The organism is Bradyrhizobium sp. LTSP857, assembly GCF_000938285.1.
Lineage (GTDB): Bacteria > Pseudomonadota > Alphaproteobacteria > Rhizobiales > Xanthobacteraceae > Bradyrhizobium.
Window position 1 is genome coordinate 121,768 of record NZ_JYMS01000030.1, and the last position, 22,733, is coordinate 144,500.

Annotated in this window: 22 protein-coding genes; 11 read left to right on the top strand and 11 right to left on the bottom strand. The window is 65.1% G+C overall.

The window, feature by feature from the left end:
• The first annotated feature begins 24 nt into the window (after positions 1-24).
• The 7 genes from UP06_RS20600 to UP06_RS20630 all read left to right on the top strand — a co-directional run bounded on the left by UP06_RS20600 (position 25) and on the right by UP06_RS20630 (position 10,528).
• Positions 25-1,023, top strand: a complete 999-nt coding sequence (locus tag UP06_RS20600; protein WP_045005262.1) for an AAA family ATPase — start codon at positions 25-27, stop codon at positions 1,021-1,023.
• Positions 1,023-1,967: a DUF58 domain-containing protein gene (locus tag UP06_RS20605; protein ID WP_045005263.1), complete on the top strand. Its 945-nt coding sequence runs from the start codon at positions 1,023-1,025 to the stop codon at positions 1,965-1,967. Before UP06_RS20600 ends, UP06_RS20605 begins: the two co-directional genes overlap by 1 nt.
• Entirely contained in the window at positions 1,964-4,777 is a 2,814-nt protein-coding gene (locus tag UP06_RS20610) for a DUF4159 domain-containing protein (protein ID WP_045005264.1), read from the top strand. The genes UP06_RS20605 and UP06_RS20610 overlap by 4 nt, the downstream gene beginning before the upstream one ends.
• Positions 4,778-4,931: 154 nt before the next feature.
• Entirely contained in the window at positions 4,932-6,995 is a 2,064-nt protein-coding gene (locus UP06_RS20615) for a membrane protein (RefSeq protein WP_045005266.1), read from the top strand.
• 142 nt (positions 6,996-7,137) lie between these two features.
• A complete protein-coding gene (locus tag UP06_RS20620; protein ID WP_045005268.1) occupies positions 7,138-7,536 on the top strand; it encodes a DUF2946 domain-containing protein in 399 nt (132 codons plus the stop codon).
• Between the two features lie 143 nt (positions 7,537-7,679).
• On the top strand, positions 7,680-9,950 hold the full coding sequence (locus UP06_RS20625) for a TonB-dependent receptor (RefSeq protein WP_045005270.1): 2,271 nt from the start codon (positions 7,680-7,682) through the stop codon (positions 9,948-9,950).
• Between the two features lie 164 nt (positions 9,951-10,114).
• Positions 10,115-10,528 (top strand): nuclear transport factor 2 family protein, encoded by a 414-nt coding sequence (locus UP06_RS20630; protein ID WP_082081530.1) that lies wholly within the window; start codon positions 10,115-10,117, stop codon positions 10,526-10,528.
• On the opposite strand, the gene UP06_RS20635 is transcribed toward UP06_RS20630, so the two are convergent.
• The 5 genes from UP06_RS20635 to UP06_RS20655 form a co-directional block, all read right to left on the bottom strand.
• Positions 10,504-11,001 carry a GNAT family N-acetyltransferase gene (locus tag UP06_RS20635; RefSeq protein ID WP_045005272.1) on the bottom strand — a complete coding sequence of 166 codons (498 nt, stop codon included), beginning with the start codon at positions 10,999-11,001 and terminating at the stop codon, positions 10,504-10,506. The two genes, UP06_RS20630 and UP06_RS20635, sit on opposite strands and share 25 nt — an antisense overlap.
• Positions 11,002-11,122: 121 nt before the next feature.
• Positions 11,123-11,638 (bottom strand): GNAT family N-acetyltransferase, encoded by a 516-nt coding sequence (locus UP06_RS20640; RefSeq protein ID WP_045005274.1) that lies wholly within the window; start codon positions 11,636-11,638, stop codon positions 11,123-11,125.
• 55 nt (positions 11,639-11,693) lie between these two features.
• Positions 11,694-12,629 carry a glycosyltransferase family 2 protein gene (locus UP06_RS20645; protein ID WP_045005276.1) on the bottom strand — a complete coding sequence of 312 codons (936 nt, stop codon included), beginning with the start codon at positions 12,627-12,629 and terminating at the stop codon, positions 11,694-11,696.
• A complete protein-coding gene (locus UP06_RS20650) occupies positions 12,626-13,777 on the bottom strand; it encodes a hypothetical protein (RefSeq protein ID WP_045005278.1) in 1,152 nt (383 codons plus the stop codon). Before UP06_RS20650 ends, UP06_RS20645 begins: the two co-directional genes overlap by 4 nt.
• A 48-nt stretch (positions 13,778-13,825) precedes the next feature.
• Positions 13,826-14,317, bottom strand: coding sequence for an NUDIX domain-containing protein (locus UP06_RS20655; RefSeq protein WP_045005280.1), 492 nt, complete (start codon positions 14,315-14,317; stop codon positions 13,826-13,828).
• A 104-nt stretch (positions 14,318-14,421) separates the two neighbouring features.
• Between UP06_RS20655 and UP06_RS20660 the strand changes: the two genes are divergently transcribed.
• Positions 14,422-15,303: a metallophosphoesterase family protein gene (locus UP06_RS20660; protein ID WP_045005282.1), complete on the top strand. Its 882-nt coding sequence runs from the start codon at positions 14,422-14,424 to the stop codon at positions 15,301-15,303.
• 39 nt (positions 15,304-15,342) lie between these two features.
• Here UP06_RS20660 and UP06_RS20665 read toward each other — a convergent pair whose 3' ends face one another.
• The 3 genes from UP06_RS20665 to UP06_RS20675 form a co-directional block, all read right to left on the bottom strand.
• Positions 15,343-15,897 (bottom strand): hypothetical protein, encoded by a 555-nt coding sequence (locus UP06_RS20665; protein WP_045005284.1) that lies wholly within the window; start codon positions 15,895-15,897, stop codon positions 15,343-15,345.
• Between the two features lie 190 nt (positions 15,898-16,087).
• Positions 16,088-16,294, bottom strand: a complete 207-nt coding sequence (locus tag UP06_RS20670) for a DUF4170 domain-containing protein (protein WP_045005285.1) — start codon at positions 16,292-16,294, stop codon at positions 16,088-16,090.
• Between the two features lie 22 nt (positions 16,295-16,316).
• Positions 16,317-17,951, bottom strand: coding sequence for an isocitrate lyase (locus UP06_RS20675; RefSeq protein ID WP_045005286.1), 1,635 nt, complete (start codon positions 17,949-17,951; stop codon positions 16,317-16,319).
• Between the two features lie 204 nt (positions 17,952-18,155).
• On the opposite strand from UP06_RS20675, the gene UP06_RS20680 reads away from it, so the two are divergent.
• Complete coding sequence (locus UP06_RS20680; protein WP_045005287.1) at positions 18,156-19,601, top strand: helix-turn-helix domain-containing protein; 1,446 nt, start codon at positions 18,156-18,158, stop codon at positions 19,599-19,601.
• A 203-nt stretch (positions 19,602-19,804) separates the two neighbouring features.
• On the opposite strand, the gene UP06_RS20685 is transcribed toward UP06_RS20680, so the two are convergent.
• Entirely contained in the window at positions 19,805-20,098 is a 294-nt protein-coding gene (locus UP06_RS20685; RefSeq protein ID WP_045005289.1) for an antibiotic biosynthesis monooxygenase, read from the bottom strand.
• A 228-nt stretch (positions 20,099-20,326) separates the two neighbouring features.
• Between UP06_RS20685 and UP06_RS20690 the strand changes: the two genes are divergently transcribed.
• Positions 20,327-21,139 carry a hypothetical protein gene (locus tag UP06_RS20690; RefSeq protein WP_045005290.1) on the top strand — a complete coding sequence of 271 codons (813 nt, stop codon included), beginning with the start codon at positions 20,327-20,329 and terminating at the stop codon, positions 21,137-21,139.
• Positions 21,140-21,314: 175 nt separating this feature from the next.
• A complete protein-coding gene (locus tag UP06_RS20695) occupies positions 21,315-21,671 on the top strand; it encodes a hypothetical protein (RefSeq protein WP_045005291.1) in 357 nt (118 codons plus the stop codon).
• Positions 21,672-21,727: 56 nt separating this feature from the next.
• On the opposite strand, the gene UP06_RS20700 is transcribed toward UP06_RS20695, so the two are convergent.
• Together UP06_RS20700 and UP06_RS20705 are read right to left on the bottom strand one after the other, a co-directional pair.
• Entirely contained in the window at positions 21,728-22,369 is a 642-nt protein-coding gene (locus tag UP06_RS20700; protein WP_156163094.1) for a tetratricopeptide repeat protein, read from the bottom strand.
• 165 nt (positions 22,370-22,534) lie between these two features.
• Entirely contained in the window at positions 22,535-22,714 is a 180-nt protein-coding gene (locus UP06_RS20705) for a hypothetical protein (RefSeq protein WP_045005293.1), read from the bottom strand.
• Positions 22,715-22,733: the final 19 nt, after the last annotated feature.

The following is a 22,733-nucleotide window of genomic DNA, read 5'->3' on the forward strand; positions in this document are numbered from 1 at the left end:
GTGGCAGGCTTAAGGAGCTAACGGATGGCGGAAAGTGTCGAGAAACTCGAGGACGGAATCGTCCGTTCGGCCGAGCAGGTGTCGAGTCAGGTTCGCGCAGCGAAGGACGCGATCGCGTCCGTCATCTTCGGCCAGGATCGCGTGATCGAGAACACGCTGGTCACCATCCTCTCCGGCGGCCACGCGCTGCTGATCGGTGTGCCCGGCCTTGCCAAGACCAAGCTGGTCGAGACGCTCGGTGTCACGCTCGGTCTCGACGCCAAGCGCGTCCAGTTCACACCCGATTTGATGCCGTCGGACATTCTCGGCGCCGAAGTGCTCGACGAGAGCAACGCCGGCAAACGCTCGTTCCGTTTCATCGCCGGCCCCATCTTCGCGCAGCTATTGATGGCCGACGAGATCAACCGCGCCAGCCCGCGCACGCAGTCGGCGCTGTTGCAGGCGATGCAAGAGCAGCACATCACCGTTGCCGGCGCGCGCCACGATCTGCCGAAGCCGTTCCATGTGCTCGCGACGCAAAACCCGCTGGAGCAGGAAGGCACCTATCCGCTGCCGGAAGCGCAGCTCGATCGCTTCCTGATGGAGATCGACGTCGATTATCCCGATCGCGACGCCGAGCGCCGCATCCTGTTCGAGACCACCGGCGCCGAGGAGACGCTGGCGAAGGGCTCGATGACCGCCGATGCGCTCATCACCGCGCAGCGACTGGTTCGCCGCCTGCCGGTTGGCGATTCCGTCGTTGAAGCCATCCTGTCGCTGGTGCGCGCGGCCCGTCCGGGTCCGGACAGCGGCGAGACCGGCAAGTTCATTGCCTGGGGACCTGGCCCGCGCGCCAGCCAATCGCTGATGCTCGCGGTGCGCGCACGCGCGCTGATCGACGGGCGTCTCGCGCCGTCGATCGACGACGTGCTCGACCTCGCCGAACCTGTTCTGAAGCACCGCATGGCGCTGACCTTCCAGGCCCGCGCCGAAGGACGTACGATTCCGGACGTGATCCGGCAATTGAAGACACGGATCGGTTGATGGCCGCAGATACCGGGCACACAGCGAAGGAGATTGTAGCGATCCGACGTGCCGATGGCGAAAGCCGTACGCTCGCCGCTTCGCTCCCGCGCCTGGTGCTCGAGGCCCGCCGTATCGCCGCCAACGTCATCCACGGCCTGCACGGTCGCCGCCGCGCCGGCTCCGGCGAAAACTTCTGGCAATACCGCCGCTTCGTTTCCGGCGAGCCGTCGCAGAACGTCGACTGGCGCCGCTCGGCGCGTGACGACCATCTCTATGTCCGCGAGCTTGAATGGGAAGCCTCGCACACGGTCTGGATCTGGCCCGACCGTTCGCCTTCGATGGCCTTCGCTTCGAAGACTGCGCGTGAATCCAAGCTCGAGCGCACGCTGATTGTCGCCTTCGCGCTGGCCGAGTTGCTGGTCTCCGGCGGCGAGCGCGTCGGCATTCCCGGCCTGATGGCGCCGACCGCAAGCCGCAGCGTCATCGACAAGATGGCGCAGGCGATGCTGCATGACGATGCCGATCGGCTGAGCCTGCCGCCATCCTTCGTCCCCTCGGCGCTGGCCGAGATTATCGTCTTGTCGGATTTCTGGTCGCCGATCCCGGAGATCAAAACCACGCTCGCAGGTCTGTCCGGATCGGGCGCGCACGGCACGATGGTCCAGGTCGTCGATCCCGCCGAAGAGAGCTTCCCTTATTCCGGCCGCGTCGAGTTCGTCGAGCCCGAAGGCTTTGGCGTGATCACCGCCGGCCGCGCCGAAAGCTGGGCCCAGGACTACACCGCGCGGCTCGCGCTGCATCGCGACCAGATCCGCGCCGAAACCAACAAGCTCGACTGGCTGTTCACGACACATGCGACCGACCGCTCGGCCGCCGAGCTGCTGCTGTTCCTCCATGCCGGCATGCAGGTGAGCAAGTCGGGCGCCCGCACCACGACGATCAAGGCGGGGCCGGCCGCATGATGGGATTGCCGCTCGCCTTCACCGAACCGCTGCTCCTGATCGGCCTCGTCAGCCTGCCGGTGCTGTGGTGGCTGTTGCGGGTGATGCCGCCGCGGCCGCGCCGCATCGAGTTTCCGCCGACGCGACTGCTGTTCGACATCGCGCCTCGGGAAGAGACACCCTCGCGGACGCCGTGGTGGCTGACCGCGCTGCGCCTCTTGGCTGCGGCGCTCGTGATCTTCGCCGCCGCCGGCCCGATCTGGAATCCGCCAACGGGCCTCGCCGCCAGCAAGGCGCCGCTGATGATCATGTTCGACGACGGCTGGAGCGCCGCATCGAACTGGGACATCCGGATCAGGGCCGCCGACGAGCTGATCGCCAATGCCGACAACGACCGCCGCGCCATCGCGCTGGTGCCGTTGTCCGAGCCGAACCGCGACATCACCTTGATGCCGGCTGGCGCCGCGCGCGTCGCGCTGCGCCAGCTGACGCCAAAGCCCTATTCGATCGACCGCGTTGAAACCCTCACCGCGATCGACCGCTTCCTGAAAGCCACCGGCGACTGCGAGATCGCCTGGCTGTCTGACGGCGTCGACACCGGCCGCGGCGAAGAATTCGTGCAAGCCCTCGGCAAGACCATAGGGGATCGCAGCTTGACGGTGTTCGAAGGCGGCACCTCCTCCCCGATGGCGCTGGTCGCTGCAGAAAACGCAGCGGCGAAAATGACGGTGAAGGTGCTGCGCACCGACAGCGGTATTGCTGCCGGCACGGTTCGCGCGCTCGACCAGAAGGCGTCGCCGATCGGCGAAGCCCGCTACACCTTCGGGCCGCAGGACAAGGAGACCGAGGCGGCGTTCGACCTGCCGGTCGAGCTGCGCAACGACATCGCCCGGCTCGAGATCTCCGGCGAGCGTTCGGCCGGCGCGGTGCAGCTGCTCGACAAGCGCTGGCGTCGCCGCGCCATCGGCATCGTCTCGGGCGCGAGCAGCGAGACCGCACAGCCGCTGCTGGCGCCGACCTTCTATCTCACCCGCGCGCTGGCGCCGTTCGCCGATGTGCGGCTGGCCGACAAGGGCTCGCCGCAGCAGGGCATCACGCAATTCCTCGACCAGAAGCTGCCGATGATCATCCTCGCCGACGTCGGCACCATTGCGCCCGAGCTGCGCGAACGTCTCAATGCCTGGGTCGACCAGGGCGGCGTGCTGGTGCGGTTCGCGGGGCCCCGGCTGGCGCAGGCCGAAGACGATCTCGTTCCGGTCAAGCTGCGCAAGGGCGGCCGCACGCTCGGCGGCAGCCTGACCTGGGAGAAGCCGCAGCATCTCGCCACCTTCGCGGCCGACGGTCCTTTTGCCGGCGTCGTGGTTCCCAAGGACGTCACCGTGAGCCGCCAGGTTCTGGCCGAGCCCGATGCAGTGCTCGCCACCAAGAGCTGGGCCTCGCTCGAAGACGGCACGCCGCTCGTCACCGGCGAGCATCGCGGCAAGGGACTGGTCAGCCTGTTCCATGTCAGCGCCGACATGCGCTGGTCGGATCTGCCGATGTCGGGCACCTTTGTCGAAATGCTGAGGCGGGTCGTCGACATGTCCGGCTACACGTCCAAACCCGGTGCCGGTGTCGCCGGCGAAGCCAATGCCGAGACGCTGGCGCCGCTGCGCATGATGGACGGCTTCGGCGCCTTCGGGCCGCCGCCGGCCACCGCAAAGCCGCTAACGGCTGATTACCGCGACCGCGCCACGCCGGATCATCCGCCCGGCTTTTACGGTCCGGCAGAAGGACCGCTCGCCGTGAACACACTCGCTAGCGCCGACCGCATCGCAGCCCTCAACACCGCGAGCCTGCGTGCGCGGCACGCCACCTACACCAATGCCGAGCCGCGCGACTTGCGCGGCTGGCTGCTGTCGACATCGCTGGCGCTGTTCCTGGTCGACGCCATCATCGTTGCGCTGCTCGGCGGCGGTCTTGCCGCGCTGCTGCGCCGGCGCGCCGCGCCCGCCATGATCGTGCTCGGGCTGGTGCTAGCGGGCCTGCTGTCGTTCGCGCCGACGCCATCGCGCGCCGACAGCGCATCGGACGAGTTCGCGATGAAGGCGGTGTCGCAGACCCGGCTCGCCTATGTCGTCACCGGCAATGCCGACGTCGATTCCATCGTCAAGGCCGGCATGTCCGGCCTGACGCTGTTCCTGGCGCAGCGCACCGCGCTCGAGGCCGGCGATCCCGTCGGCATCGATCCCGCGCGCGACGAGCTCGCCTTCTTCCCGCTGATCTACTGGCCGATCGTGCCGGGCGCGCCGAAACCGCCGCAGGACGCCATCAACAAGATCGACGCCTATATGAAGCAGGGCGGCACCGTGATCTTCGACACCCGCGACGCGGTCGAAGCGCCGCCCGGCGAGAACGGCGCCTCGCAGACGCCGGGCATGCAGACCTTGCGCGAGATCCTGTCCTCGCTTGACGTGCCCGAGCTCGAGCCGGTGCCGCGCGAGCACGTGCTGACCAAGACCTTCTATCTGCTGCGCGACTTCCCCGGCCGCTTCAACTCGGGCCAGACCTGGGTCGAAGCGCTGCCACGCGAGGATGACGACGAGAGCGCGCAAAAGCCCGCACGCGGCGGTGACGGCGTCTCGCCGATCATCATCACCTCGAACGACCTTGCGGGCGCCTGGGCACTCCGTCCCGACGGCCAGCCGATGCTGCCGCTCACGCCAGGCGAGCCGCGCCAGCGCGAATTCGCTTACCGCGCCGGCGTCAACATCGTGATGTACACGCTGACCGGCAACTACAAAGCCGACCAGGTGCACGCACCGGCCCTGATCGAACGGCTGGGGCAATGAGCACCGTCGTCATCCTGAGGTGCGAGACCGGCGGTGCGCTCGCACCGCTGGGCGAGCCTCGAAGGATGGGCCACACCCACCGCCCGAGCATCCTTCGAGGCGCGTCGCAAGTGCGACGCGCTCCTCAGGATGACGCCAACGTGCTGGATCTAACATGAATTACGGCATCGCTTTCACGCCGCTGGTTCCCGCGATCGTCCTGTGGATCGCGCTCGCCGCGATCGTGGTCATCGCCGGCGTGCTGCTGCTTGCACGGGCGCGCGGCACGGCCGTGCGCGTGGCAGCGCTGGCGCTGTTCCTGCTGGCGCTCGCCAATCCCTCGTTCACGCGCGAAGACCGCGATCCCCTCACCTCGATCGCCGCCGTCGTCGTCGACAAGAGCCCGAGCCAGAACTTTGGCAACCGCAATCGTGAAGCCGCGCAGGCGCAGGAGGCGCTGGTCGACAGCCTGAAGAAGATCAAGGGCCTCGAGGTTCGCGTCGTCGAGGCCGGACAGGCCGATGGCGAGACCGACGGCACAAGATTGTTTGGCGCTCTCGCCTCCGCGCTGGCGGATGTGCCGGTCGATCGCGTCGCCGGCGCGTTCCTGATCACCGACGGCCGCGTCCACGACATCCCGCCCAACGCCGCCGCGCTCGGCTTCCAGGCGCCGGTGCATGCGCTGATCACCGGGCAGAAGGACGAGCGCGATCGCCGCATCGCGGTCACGGCGGCGCCGCGCTTCGGCATCGTCGGCCAGAACCAGACCATCACCTACCGGCTCGACGACCAGGGCGTCAGCAACGAGCGCGCCAAGGTCACGGTCCGCCGCGACGGCGAGGTCATCAACGAGCGCACGCTCTCAAGCGGCCAGACCGCCAGCGTCGACGTCGAGATCAAGCATGCCGGGCCCAACATCGTCGAGATCGAGGCCTCGCCGCTCGAGCGCGAGCTGACGCCGGTGAACAACCGCGCCGTCGTCGCCATCGACGGCGTGCGTGACAAGCTGCGGGTGCTGCTGGTCTCCGGCGAGCCGCATTCCGGCGAACGCACCTGGCGCAATTTGTTGAAGTCCGACGCCAGCGTCGACCTCGTGCACTTCACCATTCTGCGTCCGCCGGAGAAGCAGGACGGCACGCCGATCAACGAATTGTCGCTGATCGCGTTTCCGACCCGCGAGCTGTTCCAGCAGAAGATCAACGAATTCCAGCTGATCATCTTCGATCGCTATGCCCGCCAAGGCGTGCTGCCGATCGCCTATTTCGACAACATCGCGCGCTATGTGCGCTCGGGCGGCGCCGTGCTGGTCTCGGCCGGACCCGACTATGCCTCCAACACCAGCATCTGGCGCACGCCGCTGGATTCAGTGCTGCCGGCTGAACCCGTCGGCGTGACCGAGAAGCCGTTCTATGCGCATCTGTCGGATGTCGGCAAACGCCATCCGGTCACGCGCGGGCTGGAAGGCTCGGCATCCGAGCCGCCGCACTGGAGCCGCTTCTTCCGCACCGTCGACACCCGCAATTCCGTCAACCCGCCGGTGATGACGGGCGCTGACGGCAAGCCGCTGTTGTTCCTGACGCGCTTCGGTGAGGGCCGCGTCGCGCTCTTGCTCTCCGACCACATCTGGCTGTGGGCGCGCGGCTATGAGGGCGGCGGCCCGCATCTCGATCTGCTGCGGCGGATGTCGCACTGGCTGATGAAGCAGCCGGACCTTGATGAAGAGGCGCTGCGCCTCCAGGTGCAGGGCAAGGACCTCGTGGTGGTGCGCCAGACCATGTCGGACAGCGTCCAGCCGGTGAGCGTGACCTCGCCCTCCGGCGTGTCGCGCGACCTGACGCTCAGCCCCGGCGACCCCGGCGAATGGCGCGCCAGCCTGCCGGCGAGCGAGCTCGGCCTGTGGCAGGCGACCGACGGCACGCTGAAGGCGCTGATCAATGTCGGCCCGACCAATCCGAAGGAATTTTCGGAAGTCACCTCCACGACCGATACCTTGAAGCCGCTGACACAGGCGACCGGCGGCGACGCGGTGCGCGTGGTCGACGGCTCCAGCGTCGAGCTGCCGCGCATCGCGCCGGTACGCTCCGCCAGCATCTTCCATGGCGACGGCTGGATGGGCGTGCGGATGCGCGACGCCAGCGTGGTGAAAGGCGTCGGCGTGCTGCCGATCTTCGCCGGCCTGATCGGCCTATTGCTGCTGCTCGGCGCATTCGCCGCGACCTGGGTCCGCGAGGGACGCTAGTTGCCGGAACGACACATCGCGCGGCCACCCGCGCGAGATCGCCTGACCGCCGTTGACATCCGCTGACTGATCGGGCGATGTTATAATATAACATCGCGACGCCAGGGGTTTGGCGCCTCGCGATGCGGGGTGGCGTTTCCAGATGAAGTGGTTCCGGTCGAATATCAGGCACGGCGCCCGGCTCGCGATGTTCGCGATGCTGGTGCAATTCGCGCTGACGTTCGGCCACAGCCACTGGTTCGCCCAGGCCGCGCCGCTAGCGCAGTCTCATCTGACCGACAGCGCCAAGACGACCGCCTCGATCGACCGCGCCGTCGTCCAGAAGCAATCACCCGCCGGCCCCGATCGCGAGCAGCCGGGCGACGACAATTGCGCGATCTGCGCCGTCATCGCGTTGGCGGGCAGCGTCATGTCCGCGACGCCGCCTTTGCTGCTGCTGCCGCAGGCGGTCGAACTGCTCTACCGCACCACCGATGCCGAATTCGTCCATCTGAACTCGGCCCGCACGGCGTTCCAGCCGCGCGCCCCTCCCGTCTCCTGATCCCCATCGATTGAGCTGCCATCGGCATCGGCTGTTGCGCCGATCTCGCAAGGCTATCGAAATTGACCCGTCGCGTAACGACGGTGCGTGACGCCCGCAAAGCCTCGGAATGAGCGCGGCGGTGCGCAATCGGAATCAGGACAATGGTGTCTCCAAAACCAATATTGGCGGGCTCGAGCCTCGCCGCACTCACGCTTTTCTATCTCGGCGGCAGCGCCATGGCACAGACCGCACCGACCGGCGGCGTCACGACACTGCCCGGCATCGAAGTCGACGCCCCCAAACAAACAACACCACCGCGCAAGCCCAAGGTCCGCGTCGTCACCGACAAGCGACGCGAAACGCCGGTTGTGCAGCCGCAGACGGAGGCCCAGGTCACCGCCGGCCGGAGCGAGAAGTTCGACACCGCGCGTCAGGCGATCCTCGCGCCCGCGGGCGCCACGACGCACACGCTCAATCGCCAGGCCATCGAGGCGCTGCCTCAGGGCACCAATGCCTCGCTGGACAAGGTGCTGTTGCAGTTCCCCGGCGTCACCCAGGATTCGGCCGCGAGCGGCGACCTGCATGTCCGCAACGAGCACGCCAATCTGCAATACCGCATCAACGGCGTCATGCTTCCTGACGGCGTCGGCGCGTTCGGGCAGATTCTCGACACCGGCATCGTCGGCAGCCTCAGCCTGCTCACCGGCGCGCTGCCCGCGCAATATGGCCAGCGAACCGCGGGCGTGCTGGACATCCAGACCAAGGCCGACGCCTTCAACAATACCGGCGTCGTCGGCGTCTACGGCGGCAGCAACGGCACGATCTCGACGAATGTGGAATATGGCGGAACGGTCGGGCAGACCCAGTATTTCCTGTCGGGACGCTTTCTCCAGAACAATCTCGGCATCGAGAACCCAACCCCGTCGGTCAATGCGATTCACGACCGCACCAACCAGGAGAAGGGATTTCTCTATCTCTCGACGATGATCGATCCGACCAGCCGCCTCACCTTCATGAGCGGCGTCTCGAACTCGACGTTCCAGATTCCCAACAATCCCGGCCAGACGCCGAATTTCACGGCCTTCGGTGTCTCGAACTTCGACTCGTCGCAGCTCAACGAGCACCAGAACGAGTTCAACCAATTCAACGTCGTCGCCTATCAGACATCGAACGGCGAGTTCGATACCCAGACGTCCTACTTCAACCGCTATAGCCAGCTGCACTTCTATCCCGACACGGTCGGCGATCTCGTGTTCAACGGCGTGTCCTCGGACGTCTATCGCCAGAGCGTGGTCAACGGCATCCAGCAGGATACTTCGTGGCGCGTCGGCTATGCGCACACGCTGCGCTTCGGCTTCTCCGTGAGCGCGGAGCGGACGCTGGTCAACAGCGGAACGACGGTGCTGCCGCTGGTCGATCCTGCGGATCCGACGGCAGGCACGATCGACGCCCCGTTCTCGGTGTTCGATTCCAGCGCCAAGACCGGTTGGCTGATCGGGACCTACGTCCAGGACGAATGGAAGATCACCAACAATTTGACGCTCAACGCCGGCCTGCGCTTCGACCAGATGTACCAGTATGTCGATGCGAACCAGCTCAGCCCGCGCGTCAGCCTGACCTGGAAGCCGTTCGACGGCACGACGTTCCACGCCGGCTATGCCCGCAACTTCACCCCGCCCTCGCAGGTGATCGCCGCGCCGGTCAACCTCGCGCTGGTGACGCCGCCGGGTGCGCCGGCCAACACGCAGACGCCGGAGGTCGGGCAGAACAGCCCGGTGCAGCCGGAACGCTCGCACGTGTTCGACGTCGGCGTGGTGCAAAAGATCTATCCGATCCCCGGCCTCGAGGTCGGCGCCGACGCCTACTACAAGAAGGCGCGCGACCTGCTCGACGACGGCCAGTTCGGCGCGGCCTATGTGCTGAGCGGCTTCAACTACGATCGCGGCGAGAATGTCGGCGTCGAGCTGAAGTCGACCTACCACAACGGCAATTTCAGTGCTTACGCCAATCTCGCCTGGGCCAAGCAGATCGCGACCAGCGTCGTGTCGAACCAATATCTGTTCGGCGCAGATGAGCTCGCCTATATCGCGGGCCATTACGTCTATACCGACCACGCGCAGATGCTGTCGGGCTCGGCCGGTGCCTCCTATCTGTGGGAGGGAACGCGCTACAGCGTGTCGATGATCTATGGCAGCGGCCTGCGCTCGGGCTTTGCCAACACCGATCATCTGCCGGGCTACACGCAGGTCAATTTCGGCCTGTCGCACGACTTCAACATCGTCGCGCCGAACAAGCCGACGACGGTGCGCTTCGACGTGGTCAATGCGTTCGACACGATCTACCAGATCCGCGACGGCTCCGGCATCGGCGTGTTCGCGCCGCAATACGGACCGCGGCGCGGATTCTATGCCGGAATCTCACAGCGGTTCTAGCCGCACGCCTTGCTCCAGTCGGGGCCTACGGGCCCCGGCACGCCTCGGCTGCTTGTAGGCGCCATCGCCCACATCCCAAAAACTGAAACGATGACTTTCAGTTATTTCTGTTTCGCTCGTTGAGCCAGCAACCACATCATCTCCCTATAGACAGGGAGCCTCCGATGACCCAACAGGCCAGCAAGACCAGCGCTCCGCCATCGGTGGGCGCCGATGTGAGCGGGATCGAGACACTGCTCAACCGCAATCTTCCGGAAGTGTTCGGTGAAGGCGATCCGGCTCGCCGACGGCGCGCCATTCAGGACCTCTACACCGAGGACTGCGTGCTGTACGCGCCGCCGGGCACGTTCGTCGGTCACGACGCGCTGGACAAGTTCGCCGGCGATCTCCGCGCGACGCATCCTCACTTTGTCTACACGCCGCACGGTGCGCCCCAGGTCCTGCACAATTCGGGGCGCTTGGCGTGGGAATCCGGGCCGAAAGGTGAAGCGGCCGCCTACACCGGCGTGGATTTCATCATCGCCCGCGACGGCAAGATCGCGGCTCTCTATGTCTACCTCGACTCGCCGCCCGCATAGCGCGTGAGTCGCTTCTCGTAGCGCCATTGGTCCACGGGGAAGGGACCGTTCGAGGTCTCCGACAGCATGACGAAGGTGCCGGCCAGATGCCAACCGCTCTTCTCGTAGAACCGCGCAGCGCGCGTGTTGCCGATCGCGCATGCGAGCCACGCCGTCTCCACGCCGCGCGCGGCGAGCCGAGCCTCCGCATCGGCAATCAACGCCGCGGCCACGCCCGAGCCGTGCGCTTCGAGCGCCACGAACAGCTGATATAATTCCTCACCCCTGAGGACACATAGGCCGAGAGGCGCGTCGACCGGGCCGGCAACATAGACGTCGGGGAGTGCGGCCTCGAGCCGATCGCGAAAGCTCGCAAGCGTGCGGAGGCGGATCAGCTCAGGTGGCGCAAAAACCGCATGCGATTCATGCCATACGTCGTGCCACAAGCGCGCGAGATGATCGAGTTCACCGGCATCCGCGGGTCTCACTTGCATCTGCGATACTCCGTAAGGCGGACGTCGTAGCCCGGATGGAGCGAAGCGAAATCCGGGGTCTGTCCGCGCACCGAGATCGTCCCGGATTGCGCTTCGCTCCATCCGGGCTACGTGCCTAACACTATCCCCGCGCCTTGCTCCAGTCGGGCGCGACCGCCCCCGACACACCTTCGAACGCGCCGTCGACGAGCTCGAACACCAGGACACGGCCTGCATCGACCGGGCCCGGCATGGTGACGCGGCCCTTCGCAACCTGCTTGAAGCCGACACGGCTGTAATAGGCCTCGTCGCCGACCAGCAGCACAAGGCGGTGGCCCTTTTCCCTGGCGTCCTTCAGCGCGCGCTCCATCAACACGCGGCCGATGCCGCGGCTGCGGAATGGCGGCTCGACGGTGAGCGGCCCGAGCAGCAGCGCCGGTGTCTCGCCGATCAGGATCGGCAATTGCCGGACCGAGCCGACAAGAAGCGTGCCAATGCGGGCGGTGAAGGAGACGTCGAGCAGATGGTCGACGTGCTCGCGGATGCGATAGGCGCTGAGCACGAAACGGCCGGGGCCGAAGGTGCGCTCATGCAGCCGCTCGATCGCCTGGGCGTCGCCAGCGGCCTCGGGACGAATGGTGAGTGAGAGATCGGTCATAATTATTTCGCGGATTAGCATCTGGACGTTCGGACGTCCATGGGAGCGCCCGACGTCAGTTCCTTTTCGGCGCCGGCTGGGACAAATAGGCCAGCATCTTCATCTCCCGCCGCCCCCGCGTCACGGTATCGAGCACGAGCCCGGACGAGACCGACAGCATCGCCATGATCATCAGGCCCATCGACAGCACGGCGGTCGGAAAGCGCGGCACGAGACCTGTTTCGATGAAGGTGATGACAATCGGGATCGCCAGGATGATCGCGGCCAGCGCCAACAGAATTCCGATCACCGTGAAGAATCGCAACGGCCGCTCCGAGCGATAAAGCTTCAGGATGGTGCCGAGGATGCGAAAACCGTCGCGCCAGGTGTTGAGTTTCGAGAACGAGCCTTCGGGCCGCGCATAGTAAGGCGTCTCGACCTCGGCGACCGGCAGCGACAATTCCAGCGCGTAGACCGCGAGCTCGGTCTCGATCTCGAAACCGTCAGAGAGCACCGGGAAGGATTTGACGAAACGGCGGGAGAAAACGCGGTAGCCGGACAGGATGTCCTTGAACTCCTGTCCGAAGGTCGACGACAGAAAGCCCGTCAACATGCGGTTGCCGGTTCGGTGGCCGAGCCTGTAGGCGGCTTGCACCTGGTCAACGCGAAGCCCGACCACCATGTCGAGATGCTCGTCGAGCAACTTGTCGATCATGCGCGGCGCGCTCGGCGCATCGTAGGTGGCATCGCCATCGACCAGCACATAGATGTCGGCCTCGACGTCGGCGAACATGCGGCGCACCACGTGGCCCTTGCCCTGCCGGCGTTCGCCGCGCACGATCGCGCCGGCCTCGCGCGCGACGGCAGCGGTGCGGTCGCGCGAATTGTTGTCGTAGACATAGATCTCCGCCGAAGGCAGCGCCTTGCGGAAGTCGGCGACGACGGTCGCGACCGCCGCCTCCTCATTGTAGCAGGGCACCAGCACCGCGATGCGAGGTTGCGCGGATGTCATCGCGGTAACGCTCCCAGACTGGCCGGCTCATGCCGGAGCGACATGGCCTGTCGCGTTTCTTTCGGCTGCATCAGCCAGGCGAACGACACGCTCCACAGCGAGAGCATCGCGATCGGCACGATGTAATAAGGCGTGAAGATCGGATGGCTCAGGAAGAACACGAGGTTGACGAGGAGGTTGGCGGCGACAACAAGCGCAACCTGCCGCACGCTGCCCTCGCCCGCCCGCAGCAGCCATGCCGTCGAACCGATCGCGAGCACGATGAGCACGAACTGCATGTCGCGCAGATATTGGCCGATCACGGCTAGATCGAAACCCGGCGCGACGACGTCCGCACTGCCATAGGTCGTGGCGAGCGGGCTGCCGGCATTGATGGCCTGGGCGATCAGGGTCGGGGCCATGCCGACGAGGACACCGACTCCGAAGCCGAGGCCCTGCACGAAAGTGGCGAGCTTGCGCGACCACACGAAGGGAATGCCAAGGAACAGGAAGTAGCCGGCGGCGAGCAGCGCGTTCGGTAATCTGAAATTGACGGAGGCGCCGAGCAGGAGACCAATCAGCGCAATCAACAATACGCTGCGCTTGTCCCTGGTCAGCCACAACGCGGTCAGGAAGCCCGCGACGGCGCACACCGCCATGGTCGGCGCGACTGAATAGCTCGCCTTGGCCGGATTGATCATGAGATAGACGGCCAGCGCGCCGAACAGGCCCGCACCTGATATCGACGGCAGCGTCCGCGCCATGGCAATGCCGTATAGTGCAAGACCGCACACGATCAGGCTCGCGGCAATGTAGAGCGGCACCACCTGATGGCCTTGCGGAAACAGCGCCAGTAGAAATCCGGTGCCCGGCGGATATTGCATCACCACCTTGCCGCCCGGCATCGGATTGTGGCAGGGCCAGCGGACCGGATCCTTCCACTCGGCGAACGCGATCTCCTTCATCTTGCCTTCGAAATAACGATCGTCGTCCCTGACCGCGTCCGTGTTCAGCCCATCGGCGCCAAAGCGCTGGAACAGATGCGCCTGCCGAAGATAGCAGATGTCATCATAGACCCCGCGCGCCTCGCTCCAGCGCGACATCGTGACGATGTTGCTGGCGAGGATCGCAAGGCAGATCAGGCCGAAGGCGAATTTTGCGATTTTCATCCGGTTTCCGTGGCGCCCGTCGAAGCGAGTTACTAGCACAGGCCGCCCTCAGCGCCACGTCGCAATCAGGGGCTTGCCGTCGAGCACTTCCGCGATCCGCAGCCGCGTACCGGGCGTCACCCCCTCGGGCAGCGCGGCGCTATCGAAGAATCCGCATTCGATGATCTCGCGGTTCGGTTCGGGCAAGCGGTCCTGGCGGAAATGCCTGACCACGTAGACCGCGACATGATCACGGCGAGAGACGTGGCTGTTGAGGAAGATGCCGTGCAGCTCCGCTTCCCCGGTCAGATCGATATCGCCCTCCTCCTTGAGCTCGCGCCGCATCGCCTGCTCCATGGTCTCGCCATGGTCGACGCCGCCACCGGGCAGATACCAGCCGGTGACGTAGGTGTGCTTGACCAGGAACACCTTGTTGTCGGCATCGAGCACCACGGCACGGACGCCGAGCGTCATGCCGCGGACGAGCAGGAAATAGGCGTGGAAAACTCGCCGCAGCAGCGGCTCGCATTTCCGTCGGATCTCGTCCAGGCGCTTCGCCATCAGCCTCTCGTGATGCGCGCCGCTTGAGGCCCTTGCAGGCTTCGCTTGCGCGGCGCTCGCGACCTTGCCATTACAGCACGTGAATAGCGAGGCAATCGCGCGTCATGGCCCCCTTCACACTCGCCCATCTCTCCGACCCGCATCTGCCGCCGTTGCCGAAGCCGCGGCTGATCGAGCTCGCCAGCAAGCGCGCGCTCGGTTACGTCAACTGGACGCGCAACCGCCACAAATATCAACGCCGCGAGGTGCTCGACGCGCTGGTCGCCGATATGCAGGCGCAGGCGCCCGACCACATCGCAGTGACCGGCGATCTCGTCAATCTGGCGATGGAGGCGGAGTTCGCTCCGGCGCGCGCGTGGCTCGACGGCGTCGGCCCGCCCGACCGCGTCACAACGATTCCCGGCAATCACGACGCCTATGTCCGCGCCACGCGCCATCGCTTCGGCGAGACATTTGCGCCTTATCTTGCGGGCGACGATGGCAACATCGGCTTTCCCGCCATACGCCGGCGCGGGCCGGCGGCGCTGATCAGCCTCTCCAGCGCCGTGCCGACCTTGCCGTTGATGGCGACGGGCACGCTCGGGCGCGATCAGCTCGCGGCCCTCGAACGGGTGCTTGAACAGCTCGCAGCCGACGACGTCTTTCGCGTGCTGCTGGTGCACCATCCGCTGAAGTCCAGCGCATGGCAGAAGCGGCTGACGGATTCCGCTGCGCTGCTGGCGCTGTTGAAACGCCATGGCGTCGAGCTGATCCTGCACGGGCACGACCACATTCATTCGACGATGTGGTTCGAAGGCCCCAACGGCAACATTCCCGCGATCGGCGTGCCGTCGGCCTCCGCACTCGCGCACGGGCGCTATCCGACGGCCGCATACAATCTGTTCGCGATCGAGAAGGACAATGCCGGCTGGCGCTGCGAGCAGATCGTGCGGAGCCTCGATCGCGCCTTGCAGATCCGCGAGATCAAGCGCGCGCGGCTGGTTTGAGGCGCGCGCGTCAGCGCGAGCACGGACGACGGAGAGCAATCACCAGCTCCGCAACGCCGCAAGAACGGCGACGCCGAACAGCGCGGCGGCGCCGAGGATGAAGCCGAGCACGAACGGCCAGATGCGCGAGCGGCGGGGCTGCTCGGCGACCTCCGGCTTCGGCTCGGGCAGGACCACCATCGCATGCTCGCGCTCGATCATGCGGCGCGCGACATAGTCCGTGACGGCTTCGACGATCACCGAGGTATCGTGCGATTCGGCGAGCACGATGCGACCGAACCTTGTGTCCTGGACGAAGCGATACATCCGTTTGTCGCGTCCCATCAGGATGTGCGCGACGACGTCGATCCACAGGCGCGGCGTATCGCCCTGGCTGATGCCGCGATCGAACAGGTCGATCTGGTCGGGCACCTGCGCGAACAGGGGATCGAGCGCGTCGTTGAGGATCTCGAGCCGAGCCACCTCGGCATCCCTGAGGTCGACGACGACGCCGGTCCGGTCGGCGGCCTCGATCCGCGCGCGCAACAGCGCGTCGCGCAGCCGTACCGGGCGCGGCTGGCTGGGATGGATCCCGCTGGTCTCGGGCTCTGACATTGTCGGCCTCGTCCTCGACTTTCCTCCGTTAACCTATCAGCAACCAAACGGTCCGCAAAGGGCCTATCATTCCAGATACTTACGGCACCCACAGGCGTCTCACCTGTGCCAAAAACAGACGATCCCACCCGGCTTGCGCCGGATGGGACCCTCCGTCCTTGGACGTCTTCTTAAGTCAGTGAGGCGGCCGTCAGGCCGAAACCCGCGACGGCTCTTCCACGATCGAGAAGCGGACGCCGGCCTTATGGCGGTTCTCTTCCGAAACCGATCGCCAGGCATCCTCGGCTTCCTTGCGGGTCTTGAACGGACCCTGCACCTGGGCCGAGCCTTCCACGAGCTTGTGGAAGTTCATCGAACCGAACTCGCCGCCGATCACCCAGAAATTGCTGCTTGTCATTGTCAGTCTCCTGTTACCCGGTTTAACCGAACTGGTTCATCGTGTTGTGCGCGCCACCCGCCTTCAGGGCAGCCTCGCCGGCGAAATATTCCTTGTGCTCGTCGCCGATATCGGAGCCGGCCATGTTCTGATGCTTGGCGCAGGCGATGCCCTGACGGATCTCGGCGCGCTGGACGTTCTTGACGTAGCCGAGCATGCCCTGCTCGCCGAAATACTCGCGGGCGAGGTTGTCGGTCGACAGCGCCGCCGTGTGGTAGGTCGGCAACGTGATCAGGTGATGGAAGATGCCGGCACGCTTGGCCGAATCCGCCTGGAAGGTCCGGATACGCTCGTCGGCTTCAATCGCCAGCGGCGTCTCGTCGTATTCCACCTTCATCAGCTCGGCGCGGTTGTACCTGCTGACATCCTTGCCGGCTTCCTTCATCGCGTCGTAGACCTGCCAACGGAAGTTGAGCGTCCAGTTGAACGAGGGCGAGTTGTTGTAGGCGAGCTTCGCGTTCGGAACGACCTTGCGGATGCGGTCGACCATCTTGGCGATCTGCTCGATATGCGGCTTCTCGGTCTCGATCCACAGCAGGTCGGCGCCGTTCTGAAGCGACGTGATGCTGTCCAGCACGCAGCGATCTTCGCCCGTACCAGCGCGGAACTGGTAGAGGTTCGAGGGCAGGCGCTTCGGACGCAGCATCTTGCCGTTACGGTTGATGATGACGTCGCCGTTGCGGGCGTTCTCCGCCGTCACTTCTTCGCAGTCGAGGAAGCTGTTGTACTGGTCGCCGATGTCGCCCGGCTTGTGGCTGACGGCGATCTGCTGCGTGAGACCGGCGCCGAGCGAGTCGGTGCGGGTCACGACGACGCCGTCTTCAATGCCGAGCTCGAGGAAGGCGTGGCGGCAGGCGCGGATCTTCGCGAGGAAGACTTCGTGCGGCACGGTGACCTTGCCGTCCTGGTGACCGCACTGCTTCTCGTCGGAGACCTGGTTCTCGATCTGGAGCGCGCAGGCACCCGCTTCGATCATCTTCTTGGCGAGCAGGTAGGTCGCCTCGGCATTACCGAAGCCGGCGTCGATGTCGGCAATGACGGGCACGACATGGGTCTGGAAGTTGTCGATCTTCTCGATCAACTCCTTCTCCCGGGTCTTGTCGCCTTCCTTGCGCGCCTTATCGAGGTTGCGGAAGATGTCGTTCATCTCTCGGGAGTCCGCCTGACGCAGGAAGGTGTAGAGCTCCTCGATCAGCGCCGGCACCGAGGTCTTCTCGTGCATCGACTGGTCGGGCAGCGGTCCGAACTCGGAGCGCAATGCCGCGATCATCCAGCCGGAGAGATAGAGGTAACGGCGATCGGTCTTGCCGCCGAAGTGCTTCTTGATCGAGATCAGCTTCTGCTGGGCGATGAAGCCGTGCCAGCAACCCAGCGACTGGGTGTACTTGGTCGGATCGGCGTCATAGGCCGCCATGTCGGCCCGCATCAGCGCCGCGGTGTAGCGGGCGATGTCCAGGCCGGTCTTGAAGCGGTTCTGCAGGCGCATGCGCGCGACGGCCTCGGCCGAGACACCGTTCCAGGTCGGCTTGGTTTCGAGGAGAGCCTGGGCCGCCTCGATCTCGCTCTGGTACGAGGCCGGGCTCTGGAGGGCGTTGATGCCACGGGGCTGGTAGTTCATGTGCGTGCTCTCTCTCGACATTTATGACAGTGCATTGCGAAATGCGTGACCTGAGCTAAACGCGAGAAAGCGAAGTTCGTATAGAGGCCTTGTATTTGAATGGTGATGTCATGTAACATAAAATCATGTAATAGATGTAATTTTGTAAATCTTGTAAAGATATAGGTCAACAAGACTGCCCTTAGTGGCTCTGGAGACGTGACGATGCCCGCCGAGTCCGGGAAAAAGCTGTTCGTTGGCCCCCGTTTCCGGCGGATCCGGCAGCAATTGGGGCTGTCGCAGACCCAGATCGCCGAGGGGCTCGGGATCTCGCCGAGCTACATCAACCTGATCGAGCGGAACCAGCGTCCGGTCACCGCGCAGATCCTGTTGCGCCTGGCCGAAACCTACGACCTCGATTTGCGCGATCTCGCCAGCGCCGACGAGGACCGCTTCTTCGCCGAGCTCAACGAGATCTTTTCCGATCCCCTGTTCCGCCAGATCGACGTCCCCAAGCAGGAGCTGCGCGACCTCGCCGAGCTCTGCCCGGGCGTCACCCACGCGCTGCAACGGCTCTATGCCGCCTATGCCGAGGCGCGCCAGGGCGAGACGCTGGCGGCAGCGCAAATGGCCGACCGTGATGTCGGCACGCGCTATGAGGCCAATCCGGTCGAGCGCGTGCGCGAGCTGATCGAGGCCAACCGCAACTATTTTCCGGAGCTCGAGCAGGCCGCCGAGACCTTGCGCGACGAACTGAACGTGCCGGCCGAAGGGCTCTATGCGGCCCTTGCCACGCGGTTGCGCGAAAAACATTCGATCCAGACCCGCATCATGCCGGTCGACGTCATGCGCGAGACGCTGCGACGTTTCGACCGCCACCGCCGCCAGCTGCTGATCTCCGAGCTGGTCGATCCGGCGGGCCGCGCGTTCCAGCTCGCCTTCCAGCTCGGACTTGGCGAATGCGCGCAACATCTGGAGACCATCATCGGCCGCGCCGGCCCGCTCGACGACGCGCCGCGCCGGCTGTTTCGCATCACGCTCGCCAACTATTTTGCGGCGGCCGTGATGATGCCCTACCCGGCATTCCTCGCCGCTGCCGAAGCGCTCAACTACGACATCCATTTGCTGGCGCAGCGCTTCAACTCCGGCTTCGAACAGGTCTGCCATCGGCTCACCACGCTGCAACGGCCGAACGCGCGCGGCATTCCGTTCTTCCTGCTGCGCGTCGACAATGCCGGCAACGTGTCGAAGCGCTTTTCGTCCGGCACGTTTCCGTTCTCCAAGTTCGGCGGCACCTGTCCGCTGTGGAACGTGCATTCGACCTTCGATACGCCGGACCGCCTCCTGAAGCAGGTGATCGAGCTCTCCGACGGCACGCGCTATTTCTCGATCGCGCAGATGGTGCGCCGGCCGGTCGCGCCGCATCCGCTGCCGCAGCCGCGCTTCGCCATCGGATTGGGATGCGAGATCCGTCACGCCTCACGCCTGGTCTATGCCGCCGGCATGGATCTGGAGAAGGCGGAGGGAACGCCGATCGGCGTCAACTGCCGCCTCTGCGAACGCGAAAACTGCGCCCAGCGCGCCGAGCCGCCGATCACGCGCACGCTGATTTTGGACGAGACGACACGGCGGGTGAGCTCGTTTGTGTTTTCGAATGCAAGGGAGTTGTGAGGGGGTGGCTGCTCGCTTGGTGAAAGGTACGTCCGACACACTCGGTGTCGTCCCGGCGAAGGCCGGGACCCATAACCACAGGGAGCAGTTTAGCGAAGACTGGCAGTTGATCCCTCGCGGTACGAATACCGCGCATCATGGATGGATCACGCGGTATGGGTCCCGGCCTTCGCCGGGACGACAGGAGAGAGCTCCCACTTAACTCACGCCAGCGTATGCACGATCACAGGCCCCGCCGCCGCACTTGCATGCCCTGCCAGCAGCGAACCGAGATCCTTTTCGATCCAGGCAATCGCGCGCCGGTTCGCCTCCTCCGCCTGCTCGAACTTGTCGAAGATCGAGATCGCGGTCACCGTGTCGTCGCCGGCATAGACCACGTAATAGGCCCTGAAACCGTCGACGTCGCTGATGATTGGAACGGCGCCGTCCTTGATGCGGCGCGCAAGCTCTTCGGCGCTCCCGCTTTTCGCCTTGGCCTGACGGATGGCGGCATACATGGCTTCCTCCTCCGGCTATTGCTGTGGGGCATGGTGCCTCGCTTCGATCCTACGCCGAAGCGCGGACCCGGGATACCCTGCTTGGTTAACCCTGCCCTAATCCGCCTCGGCGATCTGCAACGAACGATTAAGCACGCCTCAACATCGGCGCCTTAGTCTCGCCCCACTCACTTTTCGCAAAGAACGGCGGCCTATCCTGTCGGGCGAAGTGACATCAGGGGGTTCATCATGCGCGTTGCATTGCTGCTGACCGCGACCATTGTCGGCACGCTGTTCGCCAATCCATCCAATGCCGGCTCGCTCGACGTCGCGTCCGCCGATGCCGCGAAGTCGCTGCCGCCCGGCTTCCAGAGCTACCGCGGCTACATGTTCGACGTGTCGGAGAATTCCGATCGCAAGGACGTCGACAAGCTCACCGAGAATCTGAAGCAGCAGATCGACGTCGTCGAAGGCGCCGGGTTCTCCCCGCGCGTGCTGCGCTTCTTCCGAACCGTTCCGATCGTCGCGAGCGAGCTGGCCTGCCTCGACGAAGGCGCTGCGACCGCGTGCTACGGCCGGGTCACGCCGGACACCCCGCGCACCACGCCCCGGACGCTGACGGTATGGGACCACGACAAGCAGCGCTGGACCAATCCGAATGCCGTCGACCTCGCGGTCGATTCGGGCCTTGGCGTCATCATGATCCGTCCGGACATGATGCGTTACGAAAAGGAGGCCGTGCTGCTCCACGAAATGCTGCATGCCTATCACGCGCGGCTCTTGCCGGACGGCTACGCCAACAAGGGCGTGATCGGCTATTACGCCTACGCCAAGTCCAAGGATTTCCTGCCCAAGGAAGCCTATGCGCTGAAGAATCACGTGGAATTCTTTGCCGTGACCGCCAGTATCTTCCTGGCCGGCAAGAGTGAATTCCACGATCCCAAGACGCGCGAAGCGCTCAAGGAGAAGATGCCGGACTATTACAAATATCTGGTCGGCGTGTTCGGCTTCGACCCCGATCCGGCGGCTGCCTCGGGTGGTCCGGTCGCCTCGCTGAAGTGAGGCAGAGATAGCGCACCTCGCGCCAAACCAAGCCAAAAGCCGCGCGAGATGCGCGGCTTTTTTCGTTTTGTAAACCGGAAGATGCGGATGACGCCCGGGCGGGAATTGCCAAGGTGGGGCCTGATCTGCATAGTCCCGCCCGCATCGATACCTGTTTCGAAGAGGATAGAAGAACATGGCGGACGCCGACCTGGATGTCGTGATCCGGCAACTGGCCAGACAGCAGCATACGGGCCTGATGACCCGCGCCAAGGAGCGGCGGGATCGCTTCAACGGCCTTGCGGCCAAGGCCAAGAGCAAGGAGACCGGCGACCGCTTCAAGATGATGGCCAAGGCCACTATGGAGCAGGCCACCGCCGCGGCCCGTCGCCTCCAGATGTCCGCAGACAACGTCGCCGACAGCTATGCCCGCGCGATGCGAGTAGCGGCCAGCACACCTGTCGTGGTGAAGGCGGAGAAGAAGCCGGCGAAGGAGAAGCCGGTTAAGAAGGCCGCGAAAGCGAAGAAGGCCAAAGCCAAGAAGGCGAAGTAGTTATGGCTGGTGCACTTCACCTCTCCCCGTAAGAACGGGGCGAGGGAGAACACCTTTCACCGCCGCGGTGTAGAGACCTGGGTCGGCCCGGCGCGGGTGAGCTCGGCAAGCTTGGTGCGTGCGGCGTCATGCGTCCGGCCGTCCTTGCCGGGGGGCAGCGCAAGTGCGGCTTCGAAATCGGCGCGGGCATCGTCGGCCTGACCACGAGCGAGGAACGCCATGCCGCGGTCGAAGCGGGCCTGCGCGTCCGACGGGTCGAGACGGACGGCGGTGCTGTAGCTCAAAATGGCGCGGTCAAGATCGCCCTTGGCGGCGAGCGCAAGGCCGCGCTCGTGATAGGGCGCGGCGAGCTTTGGATCGAGCGCGATCGCGTCGTCAAAATCGGCAATCGCAAGCTCCACCTCGCCGTTCTGCCGGTAGGCCAGCGCGCGATCACGATAGAGCGAGGCGCGGTTGGGATTGAGGTGGATGGCCTCGTTGAAATCGGCGATTGCCCGCCGGTGGTCGCCGTGACGCAGCGCGATCCGTCCGCGCCCCTCATAGGCAAAGGCGATCAGCGAGCCGCGGAACGGCGAGAAGCCGATCACGGCCGAGCAGATGTCCGGCTCGTCCTCGTCACCGCAATTCACGACCGTATGCGTGGACAGGCCGATGAGCACGCCCAGGACGATCAACAATGGCACGGCAGCTCTGGTCATCTTCGACGGTGACCGGCGCGACGCCGGCCACGGATCCCCTTTCGAAGGAATACTCTCGATCAGGTGTTAACACCGGCCGGGCCTGCCCTGTGTGCGCCAGATCACAGGGCGTACGATGTTGTTGCTGCGCAGGAGCAGCGTTCAGAACGCTTCCGCTTCGGAGAGCTAGGCCAGATTGAATATACAGAAGAAGCCCTTCCAGGCCATCAAGGCGAGCAAACAGCACCAGACGACCGTCACCACGGCGAGCGAGATCAGGAGAAGTGCGCCTTCCATTCGTTCTAAGAAGGCCTCACGCGGTGCAATATCGCGTTCGACCACCTGCTCCAACTGCAACGGTACCATGCGAACCTCCGGCAATTTG